At 67.1% G+C, this 15,060-nt stretch carries 20 protein-coding genes; 9 read left to right on the top strand and 11 right to left on the bottom strand.

Translation table 11 applies throughout. The features are described from left to right. Positions 1 to 32 precede the first annotated feature (32 nt). Both hemB and GRF61_RS03865 read left to right on the top strand, forming a co-directional pair. The gene (hemB, locus tag GRF61_RS03870) at positions 33 to 1,049 is read left to right on the top strand and encodes a porphobilinogen synthase (RefSeq protein ID WP_169149400.1); all 1,017 of its coding nucleotides are present in this window, start codon (positions 33 to 35) and stop codon (positions 1,047 to 1,049) included. Continuing rightward, positions 1,046 to 1,570 carry a GNAT family N-acetyltransferase gene (locus GRF61_RS03865; protein WP_248281098.1) on the top strand — a complete coding sequence of 175 codons (525 nt, stop codon included), beginning with the start codon at positions 1,046 to 1,048 and terminating at the stop codon, positions 1,568 to 1,570. Before hemB ends, GRF61_RS03865 begins: the two co-directional genes overlap by 4 nt. Here GRF61_RS03865 and GRF61_RS03860 read toward each other — a convergent pair. The 3 genes from GRF61_RS03860 to bioB are packed head-to-tail and all read right to left on the bottom strand — an operon-like array spanning position 1,553 to position 4,124. Next, complete coding sequence (locus tag GRF61_RS03860) at positions 1,553 to 2,206, bottom strand: pyrimidine 5'-nucleotidase (protein WP_169149399.1); 654 nt, start codon at positions 2,204 to 2,206, stop codon at positions 1,553 to 1,555. The two genes, GRF61_RS03865 and GRF61_RS03860, sit on opposite strands and share 18 nt — an antisense overlap. A gap of 12 nt (positions 2,207 to 2,218) precedes the next feature. Continuing rightward, the gene (locus GRF61_RS03855) at positions 2,219 to 3,112 is read right to left on the bottom strand and encodes a methyltransferase domain-containing protein (protein WP_169149398.1); all 894 of its coding nucleotides are present in this window, start codon (positions 3,110 to 3,112) and stop codon (positions 2,219 to 2,221) included. 19 nt (positions 3,113 to 3,131) lie between these two features. Then, complete coding sequence (gene bioB / locus GRF61_RS03850) at positions 3,132 to 4,124, bottom strand: biotin synthase BioB (protein ID WP_169149397.1); 993 nt, start codon at positions 4,122 to 4,124, stop codon at positions 3,132 to 3,134. Between the two features lie 100 nt (positions 4,125 to 4,224). On the opposite strand from bioB, the gene GRF61_RS03845 reads away from it, so the two are divergent. After that, a complete protein-coding gene (locus tag GRF61_RS03845) occupies positions 4,225 to 4,905 on the top strand; it encodes a ComF family protein (protein ID WP_169149396.1) in 681 nt (226 codons plus the stop codon). Positions 4,906 to 4,980: 75 nt separating this feature from the next. Continuing rightward, complete coding sequence (locus GRF61_RS03840) at positions 4,981 to 5,445, top strand: tRNA (cytidine(34)-2'-O)-methyltransferase (protein ID WP_169149395.1); 465 nt, start codon at positions 4,981 to 4,983, stop codon at positions 5,443 to 5,445. Between the two features lie 39 nt (positions 5,446 to 5,484). On the opposite strand, the gene GRF61_RS03835 is transcribed toward GRF61_RS03840, so the two are convergent. The 6 genes from GRF61_RS03835 to GRF61_RS03810 form a co-directional block, all read right to left on the bottom strand. Continuing rightward, on the bottom strand, positions 5,485 to 6,468 hold the full coding sequence (locus GRF61_RS03835; protein ID WP_211165723.1) for an NAD(P)H-dependent glycerol-3-phosphate dehydrogenase: 984 nt from the start codon (positions 6,466 to 6,468) through the stop codon (positions 5,485 to 5,487). A 5-nt stretch (positions 6,469 to 6,473) separates the two neighbouring features. Then, positions 6,474 to 6,926 carry an SH3 domain-containing protein gene (locus GRF61_RS03830; protein WP_169149393.1) on the bottom strand — a complete coding sequence of 151 codons (453 nt, stop codon included), beginning with the start codon at positions 6,924 to 6,926 and terminating at the stop codon, positions 6,474 to 6,476. Positions 6,927 to 6,936: 10 nt separating this feature from the next. Then, positions 6,937 to 7,398 carry a protein-export chaperone SecB gene (secB, locus tag GRF61_RS03825; RefSeq protein WP_133594147.1) on the bottom strand — a complete coding sequence of 154 codons (462 nt, stop codon included), beginning with the start codon at positions 7,396 to 7,398 and terminating at the stop codon, positions 6,937 to 6,939. Between the two features lie 63 nt (positions 7,399 to 7,461). Beyond that, the gene (gene grxC, locus GRF61_RS03820; protein ID WP_248281097.1) at positions 7,462 to 7,737 is read right to left on the bottom strand and encodes a glutaredoxin 3; all 276 of its coding nucleotides are present in this window, start codon (positions 7,735 to 7,737) and stop codon (positions 7,462 to 7,464) included. Then, complete coding sequence (locus GRF61_RS03815; RefSeq protein ID WP_169149392.1) at positions 7,734 to 8,150, bottom strand: rhodanese-like domain-containing protein; 417 nt, start codon at positions 8,148 to 8,150, stop codon at positions 7,734 to 7,736. Before GRF61_RS03815 ends, grxC begins: the two co-directional genes overlap by 4 nt. 43 nt (positions 8,151 to 8,193) lie before the next feature. Next, the gene (locus GRF61_RS03810; protein WP_169149391.1) at positions 8,194 to 8,520 is read right to left on the bottom strand and encodes a metalloregulator ArsR/SmtB family transcription factor; all 327 of its coding nucleotides are present in this window, start codon (positions 8,518 to 8,520) and stop codon (positions 8,194 to 8,196) included. A gap of 127 nt (positions 8,521 to 8,647) precedes the next feature. Here GRF61_RS03810 and gpmA point away from each other — a divergent pair, with 127 nt between their 5' ends. From gpmA to moeB, 5 genes are all read left to right on the top strand, one after another. After that, positions 8,648 to 9,397 (top strand): 2,3-diphosphoglycerate-dependent phosphoglycerate mutase, encoded by a 750-nt coding sequence (gpmA, locus tag GRF61_RS03805; protein ID WP_169149390.1) that lies wholly within the window; start codon positions 8,648 to 8,650, stop codon positions 9,395 to 9,397. Between the two features lie 17 nt (positions 9,398 to 9,414). After that, positions 9,415 to 10,725, top strand: coding sequence for a peptidoglycan DD-metalloendopeptidase family protein (locus GRF61_RS03800; protein ID WP_169149389.1), 1,311 nt, complete (start codon positions 9,415 to 9,417; stop codon positions 10,723 to 10,725). A gap of 55 nt (positions 10,726 to 10,780) precedes the next feature. Further along, the gene (locus tag GRF61_RS03795; RefSeq protein ID WP_169149388.1) at positions 10,781 to 12,142 is read left to right on the top strand and encodes a S41 family peptidase; all 1,362 of its coding nucleotides are present in this window, start codon (positions 10,781 to 10,783) and stop codon (positions 12,140 to 12,142) included. Positions 12,143 to 12,163: 21 nt separating this feature from the next. Continuing rightward, positions 12,164 to 12,610 carry a hypothetical protein gene (locus GRF61_RS03790; RefSeq protein WP_169149387.1) on the top strand — a complete coding sequence of 149 codons (447 nt, stop codon included), beginning with the start codon at positions 12,164 to 12,166 and terminating at the stop codon, positions 12,608 to 12,610. 63 nt (positions 12,611 to 12,673) lie between these two features. Then, positions 12,674 to 13,438 (top strand): molybdopterin-synthase adenylyltransferase MoeB, encoded by a 765-nt coding sequence (moeB, locus tag GRF61_RS03785; RefSeq protein ID WP_169149386.1) that lies wholly within the window; start codon positions 12,674 to 12,676, stop codon positions 13,436 to 13,438. Here the strand turns inward: moeB and ribD are convergent. Together ribD and nrdR are read right to left on the bottom strand one after the other, a co-directional pair. Beyond that, positions 13,429 to 14,523 carry a bifunctional diaminohydroxyphosphoribosylaminopyrimidine deaminase/5-amino-6-(5-phosphoribosylamino)uracil reductase RibD gene (gene ribD, locus GRF61_RS03780; protein WP_169149385.1) on the bottom strand — a complete coding sequence of 365 codons (1,095 nt, stop codon included), beginning with the start codon at positions 14,521 to 14,523 and terminating at the stop codon, positions 13,429 to 13,431. The genes moeB and ribD overlap by 10 nt on opposite strands. Next, on the bottom strand, positions 14,504 to 15,019 hold the full coding sequence (nrdR, locus tag GRF61_RS03775) for a transcriptional regulator NrdR (RefSeq protein ID WP_169149384.1): 516 nt from the start codon (positions 15,017 to 15,019) through the stop codon (positions 14,504 to 14,506). The genes ribD and nrdR overlap by 20 nt, the downstream gene beginning before the upstream one ends. Positions 15,020 to 15,060: the final 41 nt, after the last annotated feature.

Below are 15,060 nucleotides of genomic sequence, written 5' to 3'. Positions count from 1 at the left end.
TTTGCCCCTTCCGTATCGTTTTCGAGATCATCATGCGACCCACTGGAGCCTTTCCCGCCACGCGCATGCGCCGCATGCGCCGTGATGCCTTTTCCCGTCGGCTGATGCAGGAGTCCGTCCTGACCACTGCCGATCTGATCTACCCGGTTTTCGTCCTCGAGGGCGAGGGGCAGGTCGAAGCGGTGCCTTCCATGCCGGGCGTGAGCCGCGTCTCGCTGGACAGGCTGTTGGCGGTGGCCGAAGAGGCGCTTACCCTGGGCGTTCCGGCTCTGGCGCTGTTCCCGGTGGTGGGAGCGGAGGGCAAGAGCGATGGCGCCGAGGAAGCGTGGAACCCGGATGGGTTGGTGCCGCGTGTGGTCAGTGCGCTGAAGCAGCGCTTCCCCGAGCTGGGCGTGATCACCGATGTGGCGCTGGATCCCTATACCAGCCATGGCCAGGATGGGCTGATCGACCCCAAGGATCCGCGCGGCTACGTCATGAACGACGAGACGCTGGAAGCGCTGGCCAAGCAGGCCCTTTGCCACGCCCAGGCAGGTGCGGACGTGGTGGCGCCCTCCGACATGATGGATGGCCGCATCGGTCGCATCCGGTCGATTCTCGATGAGCACGAACTGATCTACACCCGCATCCTGGCGTACTCAGCCAAGTACGCCTCCAGCTTCTACGGCCCTTTCCGCGATGCGGTCGGCTCCGCCGGCAATCTTGGCAAGGGCAACAAGTACACCTACCAGATGGATCCCGCGAACAGCGATGAGGCCATCCGTGAAGTGGAGTTGGACATCGCCGAAGGCGCGGACATGTTCATGGTGAAGCCGGGCATGCCTTACCTGGACATTGTGCGCCGGGTGAAGGCCGAGCTGCAGGTGCCGACCTACGCCTACCAGGTCAGCGGCGAGTACGCGATGCTGAAGGCGGCGGCGTTGAATGGCTGGTTGTCCGAGCGCGCTTGCGCGCTGGAATCCCTGCTGGCTTTCAAGCGGGCCGGGGCCGACGGGATCCTCACCTACTACGCGCTGGATGCCGCCCGCTGGTTGAAGGAAGGCGTTTGAGTATTCCCGCTGTCCAGGGCCTGCGGCTGATGCGGTCGGGCGATCTGCCCGCCGTGCTGCAGGTCCAGCGTGCCGCCTATGGCGATGGCTACCAGGAGTCGGCGGAGGTGTTGGGGGCGAAGCTGGCGCTGGCGCCGGCTTTTTGCTGGGTGGTGGAGCACGGGGGAGCCGTGGGCGCCTACGTTTTTGCCCATCCCTGGCGCCGTCAGGCGCCGCCGCCCTTGCATAGCAGGCTGGCGCATTTGCCGCCGGCTGCAGACTGCCTGTTCGTTCATGATGTAGCGGTGCTGCCGGCCTTGCGCGGTGCCGGTGCAGCCGGCGCGCTGTTCCGGCAGGTGGCGGCGGAGGCGGCGCTGAGGCGCATGTCCTGCCTGACGCTGGTGGCGCTGGCGGACGCTATCGCCTACTGGCAGCGTCACGGCTTCAGCGCGCAGTCTACCGGCTTGCCGGAGGGCTACGGGACGGGGGCTGCCTTCATGTCGCTGCCACTCCCTGCTGCAGTTTCAGGCTGCAGTCAGTAGGTAGCCACAGGCCCGGCGCAGGGCCAGAACGTTGGAAATCTTGATGTCCACATAGGATGGCCGCCGCAGGCTGCGGCTGACCCAGACGGTGCGCATGCCCAGGCGGCGCGCGGTCTTCAGGTTGAGCGCGGTGTCTTCCACCATCACGCATTGGCGCGGGTTCAGGCCGAAATGGTGCAGCAGCCGGCGATAGCCTTCGATGCCGGGCTTGGGATGAAAGCCGAGTTGCTCGATGCCCACCACGCTGTCGAAGTGGCCGGCGATGCCCATTGTTGCCAGCACCGCGTCCGCATACAGCCGCGGGGCGTTCGAGAACACGATCTTGCGCCCTGGCAGCCGGCGTAGCATGGCGCCCAGCGCACGTTCGAACACCATCAGCTCATGCAGCCGGTCGAAGCGGTGGGTTTCACGCAGGAAGTGATGTGGGTCGGTGCCGTGATGGCGGATCAGCCCCGAGAGCGTGGCGCCGTAGCGCTGCCAGTAGTGCATGCGCAGGCTGTTGGCGGCTTCGTGGCTCAGCGACAGGTGCTGCTCCAGGTAGGCCGTCATGCTCCGGTTGATGTGCGGAAAGATGTGCGGGCTGGCGTTGTGCAGTGTGTTGTCGAGATCGAAGAGCCAGACGGGCGGGGTGGGCATGCGGAGTCTTGCTCAGCGCTGCGGACGCGGCTGGAAGCGGATGATGCTGCGGCCGTCGTCGGTGGTCTTGGGCGCGGCCTTCCAGGCGTGGCCCTGGATGACTTCGAAGGTGGCCGGCAGGCGGCCGTCCTGCCGCAGCTTTTCATAGACGGCGCGGGCCTGGGCCCAGCCGCCACGGCCGGAGAGGCCGCGCGGGCGCGCCTGGCTGGCGTTGGCGCTGCCGGTGGCGCGCAGATCCTCCAGCAGGCCATCGAGCGCGGTGTAAGTCAGCGTCACCATCTCCATGTCCATGACCGGATCGGTGAAGCCGGCCTTGACCAGTGCGTCGCCGAGATCGTGCATGTCGATGAAGCGGTGGATGCGCTCGCCGGCATGCTTGGGCAGCGCGTCGCCCAGTTCCTTCAGCGTGTCAGGGCCCAGCGTGGAAAACATCAGCAGGCCATCGACTTCCAGCACGCGGTGGATTTCCTGCAGCGCCGGCAGCGGATCGTCCAGCGCCGTCAGCATGAGGTTGGACCAGGCCAGCGAGATGCTGCCGCGCGCCAGCGGCAGGGCCAGCGAGTCGGCGGCGAGCAGCGGCGGCGCCGGCCGCGCGCCCAGCAGACGTTTCAGCAAACCGGCCTGCGGCGTGACCCGGGCGCTGGCCCGGGCCAGCATCGGCAGCGCGAAATCGGCGCCGAAGGCAGCAGCGTCCGGATAACGCTCGGCCAGGCGCAGCAGGTCCTGCCCGGTGCCGCAGCCGAGGTCGAGAATGCGTTTGGGCGTGATGCGGATGTAGTCCAGGCGTTCGTCCATGCGCCGGGCGATTTCGCGGCCTAGGGCGTCGGCGCCGTCGCTGGTGGCCGCGGCGCGGCCGTAGCGCCGGCGCAGCAGGTTGCGGTCTAGCTGGAAGTCTGCTGCTGTCACGGAAGGCGGAGCTTGGGGATCAGACTGCCTTCAGGCCGAGGCGGGCCAGCAGGTTCTCGTCGCGGTCGGCTTCCGGGTTGCTGGTGGTGAGCAGGCGGTCGCCATAGAACATGGAGTTGGCGCCGGCCATGAAGCACAGCGCCTGCAGTTCATCGCTCATCTGCTCACGGCCCGCCGACAGGCGTACGTAGCTGGCCGGCATGGTGATGCGGGCGGCGGCGATGGTGCGGACGAATTCGAGCGGGTCCAACTGCTCGCTCTCGGCCATCGGCGTGCCGGGGATCGCCACCAGGTTGTTGATGGGCACGGAATCCGGCGGCGGCTCCATGTTGGCGAGCTGGGCGATGAGGCCGGCGCGGCTGCTGCGGCCTTCACCCATGCCGATGATGCCGCCGCAGCAGACGTTGATGCCCGCATCGCGCACCTTGTCCAGGGTGTTCAGCCTGTCCTGCATGGTGTGGGTGGTGATGACCTGGCCGTAGAACTCGGGCGCAGTGTCGATATTGTGGTTGTAGTAGTCGAGGCCGGCGTCGGCGAGCTGCTCGGCCTGGCCGTCGCGCAGCATGCCCAGGGTGACACAGGTCTGCAGGCCCAGTTTCTTGACCTCGCGCACCATCTCCAGCACCGGCTCCATGTCCTTCTCCTTGGGGCCGCGCCAGGCCGCGCCCATGCAGAAGCGCGAGGCCCCCTTGGCCTTGGCGGCGCGGGCGTGCTCCAGCACTTCGTCGATCGGCATCAGGCGCTCGCGCTCGAGGCCGGTGTCGTAGCGGGCGGACTGGGAACAGTAGCCGCAGTCTTCGGAGCAGCCGCCGGTCTTGATCGACAGCAGGGTAGAGCGCTGGATCTCGTTGGCATCGAAGTGGGCGCGATGAACTTGCTGCGCGCGGAAGAGCAGGTCGAGGAAGGGGAGTTCGAACAGCGCCTGCACCTCGGCGACTGACCAATTCTTGCGCTGAGCCTGTCCCGGATTGTTCTGGCTGGTGGCGGGAGGGACGGTCAATGTTGTTGTCATGAGGTGCGTTCCGGGCTTAAATGCGGCAATCCAGCATGTTCATTCAAGGGCGGAAAACTTGTCAAATACGCCAGGGGCGTCAAGCGCATGGCGGCGCGGCATGCGCGCGGTGCTGGACGCGGTTCTGCCGCAGCGTTGCTGCGTCTGCGGGCTGGAGCAGGGCGGCGCGCCGGTGTGCCCGGAATGTGCTGTCGATCTGCCCCACGTGCGCAACGCCAGATGCCGGGTTTGCGCTCAGCCGCTGCCGGCTGGCGGCGTCTGCGGCCAATGCCTGAAGCGGCCACCGGCCTTCGATGCCAGTCAGGCGCTTTTCGATTACCGCTTTCCTCTGGATGGACTGGTGCAGGCGCTGAAGTACCGCCAGCGTTTCTCCCTGGCCGGCTTTTTCGCCGAAGAGATGATGGCGGCGATGTTTCCGCGCGAGCTCGATCTGATCCTGCCCATGCCGCTGCATCCGGCCCGTCTTGCGGAGCGCGGTTTCAACCAGGCGGTGGAGATAGCCCGGCCGCTCGCACGGCTGGCCGGTCTGCCACTGGTGTTGCGCGGCGTGGCGCGAGTGCGCGCCACGCCCAAGCTGGAGGGGCTGTCGCGGCAGGAGCGGCGGGCGGCATTGCGCGGCGCCTTCGTCTGCCGAAGCGATGTCAACGGCATGAGGGTGGCTGTGGTCGACGATGTGATGACCTCCGGCGCAAGCCTGGATGAACTGGCGCGTTGCCTCAAGCGCAGCGGCGCCGCATGGGTGGAGAACCTGGTGGTGGCACGGACGCCGCCGCCGGGTTGAGGCGCCGCCGTGGCCAACCGCCGCCGGCTTCTGGGCTAAAGTGCGCGCTTTCCGTCTGCCCCGCCTGTCCGGCCCATGTTCGATATCGTCCTGTTCCAGCCTGAGATACCGCCGAATACCGGCAACGTCATCCGCCTGGCGGCGAATGCCGGCGCGCACCTGCATCTGGTGGAGCCGCTGGGTTTCGTCATCACCGACAAGACGCTGGCGCGGGCCGGGCTGGACTATCACGACATGGCCCAGGTCACGGTGCACAAGGATTGGGATAGCTGCGTTTCGACCTTGGTCGGACGCCGCTTCTTCGCCCTGACGACCAAGGCGAGCGCCCGCTACGATCAAGTGGCGTTCCAGGCTGGCGATGTCTTCGTCTTCGGGCCGGAGAGCCGTGGGCTACCGGCGGAGATACTGGATGCGCTGCCGCCGGAGCGGCGGCTACGGATACCGATGAAGCCCGGTTGCCGCAGCATGAATCTGTCCAACTCGGTGGCCGTGCTGGTGCTGGAGGCTTGGCGGCAGCAGGGGTTTGCCGGCGGCGTTTGAGTTGGAAGGCGAGGCGCTGTCTGAGCCCTCGCTCTCGGCTTACTCGTGCTTGGGATCGCGGGACAGCAACTGTTCCACCACCTCGCGGGCGACCAGTCCGTCGTGCAGCAGGCCATGGACCGCCTCGCAGATCGGCATCTCCACGCCCAGCCGGCCAGCCAGGCCGACGACTTCGCGCGCGGTGGACACGCCCTCGGCGACATGGCCGAGCTCGCGCAGGATTTCGTCCAGGGTCTTGCCGGCAGCCAGCGCCAGGCCAACGCGGCGGTTGCGCGAGAGGTCGCCAGTGCAGGTGAGGATGAGATCGCCCATGCCGGCCAGGCCCATCAGCGTATCCGGGCGGCCGCCGAGGGCGGCACCCAGGCGGGCGATCTCCGCGAGCCCGCGGGTAATGAGCGCGGCGCGGGCATTGAGGCCGAAACCCATGCCGTCGGACACGCCGGCGGCGATGGCCATGACGTTCTTGACCGCGCCGCCGATCTCGCAGCCAACGAGGTCGGTATTGCCGTAAATGCGCAGCAGCGGCTGGTGCAGCTGGTTGACCCAGAACTCGGCGAAGGCCGCATCTGCCGCTGCCAGCGTTACCGCAGTGGGTTGCTGGCGGGCGACCTCGGCGGCGAAGCTGGGGCCTGTGAGCACGCCGCAGGCCGCGTCCGCGCCCAGTTCTTCGGTGACGATCTCATGCGGCAGCTTGCCGGTGCCGGCCTCCAGGCCCTTGCAGGCCCACAGCAGCGGCGTGTCCGGTTGCAGCTGGCGCAGCGTTCTGACCGTGGTGCGCAGGCCGGAGAGCGGGGTGACGACGAGGTGCAGATCGGCGCCGGTGGCCGTCGCGGCGAAATCCGCGCTCAGCGACAGCGCCGGTGACAGTGGAATGCCGGGCAGGTAGCGGGCGTTCTCGCCCGACTGCCGCATGGCGTCGATATGTTCGGAATTGCGCGCCCACAAGGTGGTTTCATGGGCGGAGGAGAAGGCCTGGGCGAGGGCGGTGCCCCAGGCGCCGGCACCGAATACAGCTATTCGCATCCGGCTCACAGCCCCCAGACTTCGCCGACGCGGATGTAGCCGCTGGCGCCGTCCTGGTGGCGGACCTTCACCCAGCCGTTGGCGGGCGCTTCCACGAGTTCGAGCACGAGGTCGCGCACCGCCTCGAAGGCCGGCGGGGCCTCCTCGGAGGCGTGCTGGCGCACCAGGGTGCGCGGGGCGGTGACCATCAGCGTGCGCTTGTCGCTCAGCGCGCCCCGTTCTATCCAGTTGATCGCTCCCGCCGGATCGCGCACCTTCACCCATTTGTCCAGCGCCACCACGACCTCCACCGGCGTACCGGGGGCGACGATGAACAGCCGCTTGCCTTGGTTGGATGGGGAGTCGTAGAGGATGGCCGGCGCGGCGACCGAGCGGAACTCGATGGCCTGGGCGAGCGGGCTGGCGCAGGCGAGCGCCAGGCCGAGTCCGAGAGAGAGGCGCAGGCGGGAAGCGATCATAGCAACGTCCTTACTGGACCGGGACCTCGCCCGGCTGGGCAGCGGCTTGCTCGCGCTGCTGCTGGTAGAGGGCGTCGAAGTTCACCGGCGCCAGCACCACCGGCTGGAAGCCGGCGCGGGTGATCGCGTCGGAAACCGCCTCGCGGGCATAAGGGAAAAGAATGTTGGGGCAGCCGACCATCATCACCGGCTCCAGGTCTTCCTGCGGGATGTTGCGGATCTGGAACACGCCTGCCTGGGCCACTTCGACCAGGAACACCGTCTTGGATTCCGGCAGCTCGGCCGACACGGTCACGGTCAGCACGATCTCGAACAGGCCGTCGTTGATGCCCTTGCCTTCGGTGCGCAGCTGCACGTTGATCTGCGGCGTCTCGCGCTCGAGGAAGACCTGCGGGGCGTTGGGGACCTCGAGGGAGAGATCCTTCACGTAGATCTTCTCGATGGAGAATACGGGTTGCGCGTTTTCGGTCATTTCGGAAAGCCTGCTCGGTGGTGTTTTGGTGAAGATGATTGTTACAGCGGGATGCCGGAGGGCTCAGGCCCCCTGGCCTTGAAGCAGTGGATCCAGGCCGCCCCGGTGGTCGAGGTCGTGCAGGTCGTCGCAGCCGCCGACATGGTAATCGCCGATGAAGATCTGCGGAACCGTGCGCCGGCCGCTGAGTTGCATCATTTCTGCACGGCGGGAGGGGTCGATGTCCACCCGGATCAGTTCCAGTTCGTCGCCCACCCCCTTGCTGCGAAGCAGGTGCTCCGCGCGATGGCAATAGGGACAGGTGCCGGTAGCGTACATGCGGATGTGGGGCATGGTCATTTCCTCTTGCGGCTCAGCGGCTGGCCTGCCTTCTCCCATTCCATGATGCCGCCGCGCAGGTTGTACACCTTCTCGAAACCGGCTTTGCGCAATTGGGCCAGCGCGCCAGCCGAGCGGTTGCCGGTGGCGCAGCAGAGGATGATTGGACGCGATTTGAACTTGTCGAGTTCGCCACTGCGCCGTTCCAGTTCGCCCGCGGGGATGTGGCGGGAGCCGGCGATGTGGCCGGCGGCATATTCGCCCTGATCCCGCACATCGACGACGATGGCGTCTTCGCGGTTGATCAGCAGCGTGGCCTGGACCGGCGAGAGTTGCGCCTTGTTGTTGCCGCTGCGCACGGTTTCCACGAGCAGCCAAGCGCCGCTGGCCACCGCCAGGGCGGCCCAGTACCAGTTCTGTTGCAGGAATTCCACCAAAACGTCGCTCCGGTTGGGTTGGGAAAATCGATGGACGGGCTCAATGCCTGGGCGGCACGCCGCAGAAGACCTCGCGCATGAGCACGATGAGTTGCAGGGTGCGTTGGTCGCCCACACGGTAATAGACCCGGTTGGCATCCTTGCGCGTCTGGAGTACGCCCTTGTCGCGCAGGATGGCCAGATGTTGCGAGATGTTGCTTTGCGAGGTGCCCACCGCTTCGACGATGTCCTGCACGCAGACCTCGCCTTCGCCCAGCACGCACAGGATCTTCAGCCGCAGTGGATGGGCGATCGCCTTCAGCGCCCGGGCGGCCATCTCGATGTGCTCGTGCTTGTCTATCAGCTCGAAGATGTCTTCTTTGTTCACGTGAAGGCCGGGCGGGCAAAACCGTTAGTATAAAATATCGCGCCGCGGTCTTGCTCGGCTGGCGCCGCATGGTTGCCGCCCGGGCCGTCATCCCCGTTCAAACCCCTAAACCGGACTCGATCCCCACATGTACAAGATCGTTCTGCTTCGCCATGGCGAATCCACCTGGAACAAGGAAAACCGCTTCACCGGCTGGACCGATGTAGACCTTACCGAGCAGGGTACGGAAGAAGCGCATCGCGCGGGCAAGCTGCTGAAGGCCGAGGGCTATGGCTTCGATCTCGCCTTCACCTCGGTGCTGAAGCGCGCGAACAAGACCTTGAACATCGTGCTGGAAGAACTGGATTCCCTGTGGCTGCCGGTTGAGCATTCCTGGCGTCTCAACGAGCGCCACTACGGTGCGCTGCAGGGCCTGAACAAGGCCGAGACTGCTGCCCGCTTCGGTGACGAGCAGGTGCTGGTGTGGCGCCGCTCCTACGACACTCCGCCCGACCCGCTGCCCGAAGGCGACGAGCGCCTCACCGTGGATGACCCGCGCTACGCCGGCCTGCCCAAGGCCCAGTTTCCGCGCACCGAATGCCTGAAGGACACGGTGGCGCGCGTGGTGCCTTACTGGGAAACGGTGGTCGTGCCACAGATTCTGGCCGGCCGCCGCATCCTGGTCGCTGCCCACGGCAACAGTCTGCGTGCGCTGATCAAGTACCTGGACGGGATTTCCGACGACGACATCGTCGCCCTCAACATTCCGACTGCCCAGCCGCTGGTCTATGAACTGGATGCCAACCTCAAGCCGGTGAAGCACTACTACCTCGCCGACGAAGAGACCATCCGCGCCGCCCAGGCTGCGGTTGCCAGCCAGGGCAAGGCCAAGGCCTGACTTTCCCGCTTCGCCAGATGAGGACATCACGCCGCGTACTGCGCTGCCTGCTGGTTGCAGTGGCGGTGTCGCTCGCCTGGCCGGCGCTGGCGCAGCAGGCGGGCGACCTGGCCGAGAAGCGCTCCGACCTGGACGACCTGAAGCGCCGCATCCGCGAGTTGCAGAAGGACATGGCGCAGACCGAGGCGTCCCGCTCCGGCGCGGCCACCGCGCTGGCGGAAGCCGAGCGGGCCGTGTCCCGGGTGGAGCGTGAGGTGCGCCGGCTGGGGGGCGAGAAGGCGGATGCCGAGCGCAAACTGGCGCTGCTGGAAGCCGAGCAGCGGGAAGTCGAAGGGCGCATCGCCGCCCGCCAGGACGAACTGGCGGAGTGGCTGCGGCGGCACTATATGCATGGCGCCGCCGATGGCGTGGCGCCGCTGCTGTCGGCGCGCGATCCCAACCAGCTCGCCCGCGATGCCCATTACCTGGAACACCTTGGTCGCGCCCGCCTGGGGCTGATCGAATCCCTGCGCGCGGATCTCAAGGAAAAGGCGATGCGCGCGGCCGAGATCGGCCAGCGCCGCGACCGCGTCGTCGCACTGGCGGCGGAGCAGCAGGCACGGCAGGCCGAGCTGGCCTCGGTCCATGAAACCCGCAAGCAGGCCCTGGCGCTGATTTCCGATCAACTGAAGACCCAGCAGAAAGAGGTGAGTGCCCTGCGTCAGGACGAGCAGCGCCTGGGCCGGCTCATCGATACCCTGGTACAGCGCGCCCGTGAAGCGGCGGCGCGCCAGGCCGCAGCACGCCGTGCCGCCGAGCAGCAGGCCGCGCGCGAGCGGGCGGCGGCTGCCGCGGCCAGCCCTCCATCTCAAGGCAGCCAGACGCCGCGCCGCTCCGAACCGGTGGTGGGCGAGGTCCGCCATGCCGCTGGAGCCACGCCCACCGGCGTCAGTTTTGCGCAGTTGCGCGGCCAGCTCAGATTCCCGGTGCGGGGAGAACTGGTGGGACGCTTCGGTGCTCCAAGGGCCGAAGGCGGCACCACCTGGAAGGGCGTCTTCATCCGCGCCGGCAACGGCAGCGAGGTGCGCGCGGTTGCGGGCGGCGAAGTGGTCTTCTCCGACTGGTTGCGTGGCTACGGCAATCTGCTCATCATCGACCACGGCGGTGACTACCTTTCGGTTTACGGCAACAACGATGCCCTGCTGAAGGAAGTCGGCGACAAGGTGGGCGGTGGCGACGCAATTGCCAGCGTGGGGGCCAGCGGGGGCGTTGCGGAATCAGGTTTATACTTTGAAATCCGTCATCAGGGCCGGCCGCTGGACCCGATGCTGTGGGTCAGGCTCAACTGACGAAACGAACGAAGATGCGGCCCGGAAGGCCGGGACGCGCCCCGATGGAGTCCTTATGCGCAGCAAGCTGAAGCAAGTCGGCCTGGTGATGACCGGCGTTTTCGCCGGGGTGATGATCAGCCTCAATTTCTCCGCCAACGCCGACAAGGTCACGCCGGCGCCGCTACCGGTGGAAGAACTGCGCGCCTTCGCCGACGTGTTCAACGCGATCAAGCAGGGCTACGTCGAGCCGGTCGAGGACAAGAAGCTGATCACCCAGGCGATCAGCGGCATGCTGTCCGGGCTGGATCCCCACTCCGCCTACCTGGACGCGGAGGCCTTCAAGGATCTGCAGGTCGGCACCCAGGGCGAGTTCGGGGGCCTCGGCATCGAGGTTGGCACCGAGGACGGCTTCGTCAAGGTCATCTCGCCGATCGAAGACACGCCGGCTTTCCGCGCCGGCGTCAAGGCGGGCGACCTCATCGTCAAGCTGGATGACACCCCGGTCAAGGGCATGAGCCTGAACGATGCGGTCAAGCGCATGCGCGGCAAGCCCAAGACCGACATCACACTCACCATCATGCGCAAGGGCGAGAACCGGCCGGTGGTGATCACGCTGACGCGTGAAGTCATCAAGGTGCAGAGCGTCAAGTCCAAGATCGTCGAACCCGGCTATGGCTACGTGCGTGTCGCCCAGTTTCAGGAGAACACCGCCTCCTCGCTGGTTCAGCACCTGGACAAGCTGGTCAAGGAAGGTCAGCTGAAGGGGCTGGTGCTCGATCTGCGCAACGACCCGGGCGGCCTGCTGCACGGTGCGGTCGGCGTCGCCGCTGCCTTCCTGCCGGCCAACACGGTGGTCGTCTCCACAGACGGCCGCACCGAGGATGCCAAGCGCGAATACCGCGCCGCACCGGAAGACTACCTGCGCGGCACCCGGGACGACTTCCTGAAGTCCCTGCCGCCCAGCATCAAGGATCTGCCGATGGTGGTGCTGGTGAACGGCGGCTCTGCCTCCGCTTCTGAAATCGTCGCCGGTGCGCTGCAGGATCACAAGCGTGCGGTGGTGATGGGCACCCAGACCTTCGGCAAGGGTTCGGTGCAGACCATCATTCCGCTGAATGCGAATACCGCGATCAAGCTCACTACCGCGCGCTACTACACGCCGGGGGGGCGCTCCATCCAGGCCAAGGGCATAGAGCCGGACATCGTCGTCGAGGAGAGCACCAACGGTTCCGCCCGTCGTGTGCGCGAGGCGGACCTGCAGGGCCACTTGGGCAACGACCGCGATCCGGAAGCCGAGCGCCTGCTGCAGAACAACGGCAAGGGCGACGACGAAGACATGCCGCCGCGCTTCGAACTGGCCGGCAAGGACGACTACCAACTGGCTCAGGCGGTGAATCTGCTGAAGGGACTGCAGATCGTCCAGAACAAGAAGTAATCGCGCTCATGGAGGTGGGTGATGCTGAGGGAAACGGCGTACAAGCTGGCCGGCAGGCGTCACCATCATCCGGCGCCGGGCGGAGGCGTGCTGAAGCGGCGGGTGCTGCGGCTGCATCCCCGCTGGCCGCAGCAGTGCGAACAGGCGATTGCGGTCCTCGCGGCGCTCCAGGGGGTGACGGTAGTACGTGGGGCCGCAGCTGAGCTGCTGGTGAGCTACTCGGTGCTGGAGCACTCCCTCCAGGGCTTGGAGGCCCGCCTGCGGGCTCAAGGGTTAGTGCTGGACGAGGGTTTGCGCTGGCAGCTGGGTCGCTGGCTGATCCGTTTCAGCGAGGAAACGCAGCGGCGCAATCTGGGGTCGCCGGAGCGTCTGCTGAAGCAATCCCACAAAGTGTATGTGCATGCCTGGGAGCACCACCCTCACGGCGATCACGACACCACGCCACCGGATCTCCGGGGCTACAAGTAGGCCGGCTTCGCCGGGTTGGAGAGCTTCGGACCGCACTGCGGTCCTTTTTCATTTCCTGATGTCATGAACGACGATCAACTGCTGCGTTACAGCCGCCACATCCTGTTGCCTGAAATCGGTGTGGAGGGGCAGGAGGCCATCCTGGGCGCCCGCGCGCTGATCGTCGGCGCTGGCGGCCTGGGGTCGCCGGCGGCCATGTATCTGGCCGCGGCTGGCGTGGGCACGCTGGTGTTGGCCGACGACGACACGGTGGACCTCACCAACCTCCAGCGGCAGATTCTGCACAGCGCGGAAGGCGTGGGGCGGCTCAAGGTGGAGTCCGGCCGGGATACGCTGCATCGCCTGAATCCGCTGGCGCGGGTGGAAACACGAGCGCTACGCTTGCAGGGTGAGGCGCTGGAGGCGGAGGTGGCCGCCGCCGACGTGGTGCTGGACTGTTCGGACAACTTCGCCACCCGTCATGCCATCAACCGCGCCTGTGCCCGCCATGCCCGGCCGCTGATTTCCGGCGCGGCGATCCGCTTCGATGGCCAGATCTCGGTGTTCGATCTGCGTCAGCGGGAGGCGCCCTGCTACCACTGCCTGTTCCCCGAAGGCGAGGATGTGGAGGAGGTGCGCTGCGCGGTGATGGGCGTGTTCGCGCCGCTGACCGGCATCGTCGGCGCCACCCAGGCGGCCGAGGCGCTGAAGCTGCTCAGTGGCTGTGGCACTACGCTGGATGGTCGCCTGCTGTTGCTCGACAGCCTGGGCATGAACTGGCGCAGCGTGTCCTTCGGGCGTGATCCGGCTTGCCCGGTGTGCGCCGAGCGCGCGAGGGCTCAGACCTGACGCGGGCGCGCCAGCAGGCGGAAGTCGTCGCCGATTTGGCGCAGGTCGCGGATGTCCAGGCGCAGGGCCTGGTCCAGCGCGCTCAGCGGCGCCAGGTTGAATAGCCCCTGCGCGGCATCGCCGACCAGCATGGGGGCGAGATAGAGCAGCAACTCATCCACACAGCCTTCCCGCAGCAGCGAGCCATTGAGTTTGAAGCCGGCTTCGACGTGGATTTCGTTGAGGCTGCGCGCGCCGAGGGCGCGGAAAAGCTGCGGCAGATCCACCTTGCCAGCCGTGTTCGGCAGCACCAGAACCTCGTGGCCGGCGGCCCGCAGTTCCGCCTCGCGTATCGGATTGCCGCCGGCTGTGGCGATCAGGATGGGCGGGCCCGCCAGCAGGCGCGCGGTGGATGGGAGCTCCAGCCGGGCGTCGATGAGGATGCGCAGCGGCTGGCGTTCGCAGGGCACGTCGCGCACGGTGAGCTGGGGGTCGTCTTCCCTGACGGTACCCATGCCGGTCAGGATGGCACAGGCGCGCGCACGCCAGCGATGGCCGTCGCGCCGCGCGGCTTCGCCGGTGATCCACTGGCTGACGCCGTTCTCCAGTGCAGTTTTGCCGTCCAGGGTGCTGGCGGCCTTCAGCCGCACCCAGGGGCGGCCGCGGGTCATGCGCGAGACGAAGCCGATGTTCAGCTCGCGCGCCTGGGCTTCCATCAGCCCGCTCTCGGCGATGATGCTGGTGGCCCGCAGGCGGGCGAGGCCACGGCCGGCGACCAGCGGGTTGGGGTCTTCCATCGCCGCGACCACCCGGGCGACGCCGGCGTCCACCAGCGCGTCGGCGCACGGCGGGGTGCGGCCGAAGTGGGAGCAGGGTTCCAGGGTGACGTAGGCGGTCGCGCCGCGGGCGGCTTCGCCGGCCATGCGCAGTGCATGGATTTCGGCGTGCGGCTCGCCGGCGCGCTGATGCCAGCCTTCGCCGACGATGACGCCGTCGCGCACCAGCACGCAGCCGACGCGGGGATTCGGTGTGGTGGTGTCGAGGCCCTGCTCGGCGAGCGCCAGCGCGCGCGCCATCGCGGCGTGATCAGCCGCCGAAAAGGTCATGTTCGGGGTCTGGCGTGGCCGGGCCGCTGCCGCGGCCGCGCTTGGGTCTGGCCTGCACTTCGCGTACGACTTCGGCGAACTCGTCCACGTCGGCGAAGTTGCGATACACCGAGGCGAAGCGGATGTAGGCGACCTTGTCGAGCTTCTTCAGCTCCTTCATCACCAGTTCGCCAATCTTCTCGCTGGGGACTTCCGGCTCGCCCAGTGACAGCAGACGGGCCTCGATGCGGTCTACCGCGGCTTCCACGTCTTCGGTGGTCACCGGCCGCTTGCGCAGCGCCAGCTGCATGCTGGCGGTGAGCTTGCGGTGGTCGAACTCGCTGCGGCTGCCGTTGCGTTTGACGATGTGCGGCATCTTGAGATCGATGCGCTCGTAGGTGGTGAAGCGCTTGTCGCACTTCACGCAGCGGCGGCGGCGACGCACCACGTCACCGTCCTCGTTCTCACGGGTGTCGGTGACCTGGGTGTTGGGGTCGTCGCAGAAAGGGCACTTCATGGACGTGGAGCCGTTTGGCCTGACGGGGAGGGTGCCGCCGC

The organism is Azoarcus sp. TTM-91, assembly GCF_012911025.1.
Lineage (GTDB): Bacteria > Pseudomonadota > Gammaproteobacteria > Burkholderiales > Rhodocyclaceae > Azoarcus.
This window is presented reverse-complemented; position numbering and strand designations above follow the sequence as displayed.

Excerpts from the sequence above, each read along its gene's own strand:
- GRF61_RS03790 (WP_169149387.1), top strand. The coding sequence starts at position 12,164 with ATGCTGAGGGAAACGGCGTACAAGCTGGCCGGCAGGCGTCACCATCAT.
- GRF61_RS03800 (WP_169149389.1), top strand. The coding sequence starts at position 9,415 with ATGAGGACATCACGCCGCGTACTGCGCTGCCTGCTGGTTGCAGTGGCG.
- GRF61_RS03835 (WP_211165723.1), bottom strand. The coding sequence starts at position 6,468 with ATGCGAATAGCTGTATTCGGTGCCGGCGCCTGGGGCACCGCCCTCGCC.
- bioB (WP_169149397.1), bottom strand. The coding sequence starts at position 4,124 with ATGACAACAACATTGACCGTCCCTCCCGCCACCAGCCAGAACAATCCG.
- grxC (WP_248281097.1), bottom strand. The coding sequence starts at position 7,737 with ATGACCATGCCCCACATCCGCATGTACGCTACCGGCACCTGTCCCTAT.
- moeB (WP_169149386.1), top strand. The coding sequence starts at position 12,674 with ATGAACGACGATCAACTGCTGCGTTACAGCCGCCACATCCTGTTGCCT.
- GRF61_RS03795 (WP_169149388.1), top strand. The coding sequence starts at position 10,781 with ATGCGCAGCAAGCTGAAGCAAGTCGGCCTGGTGATGACCGGCGTTTTC.
- ribD (WP_169149385.1), bottom strand. The coding sequence starts at position 14,523 with ATGACCTTTTCGGCGGCTGATCACGCCGCGATGGCGCGCGCGCTGGCG.
- GRF61_RS03845 (WP_169149396.1), top strand. The coding sequence starts at position 4,225 with ATGCGCGCGGTGCTGGACGCGGTTCTGCCGCAGCGTTGCTGCGTCTGC.
- GRF61_RS03830 (WP_169149393.1), bottom strand. The coding sequence starts at position 6,926 with ATGATCGCTTCCCGCCTGCGCCTCTCTCTCGGACTCGGCCTGGCGCTC.
- gpmA (WP_169149390.1), top strand. The coding sequence starts at position 8,648 with ATGTACAAGATCGTTCTGCTTCGCCATGGCGAATCCACCTGGAACAAG.
- GRF61_RS03840 (WP_169149395.1), top strand. The coding sequence starts at position 4,981 with ATGTTCGATATCGTCCTGTTCCAGCCTGAGATACCGCCGAATACCGGC.
- nrdR (WP_169149384.1), bottom strand. The coding sequence starts at position 15,019 with ATGAAGTGCCCTTTCTGCGACGACCCCAACACCCAGGTCACCGACACC.
- secB (WP_133594147.1), bottom strand. The coding sequence starts at position 7,398 with ATGACCGAAAACGCGCAACCCGTATTCTCCATCGAGAAGATCTACGTG.
- hemB (WP_169149400.1), top strand. The coding sequence starts at position 33 with ATGCGACCCACTGGAGCCTTTCCCGCCACGCGCATGCGCCGCATGCGC.
- GRF61_RS03860 (WP_169149399.1), bottom strand. The coding sequence starts at position 2,206 with ATGCCCACCCCGCCCGTCTGGCTCTTCGATCTCGACAACACACTGCAC.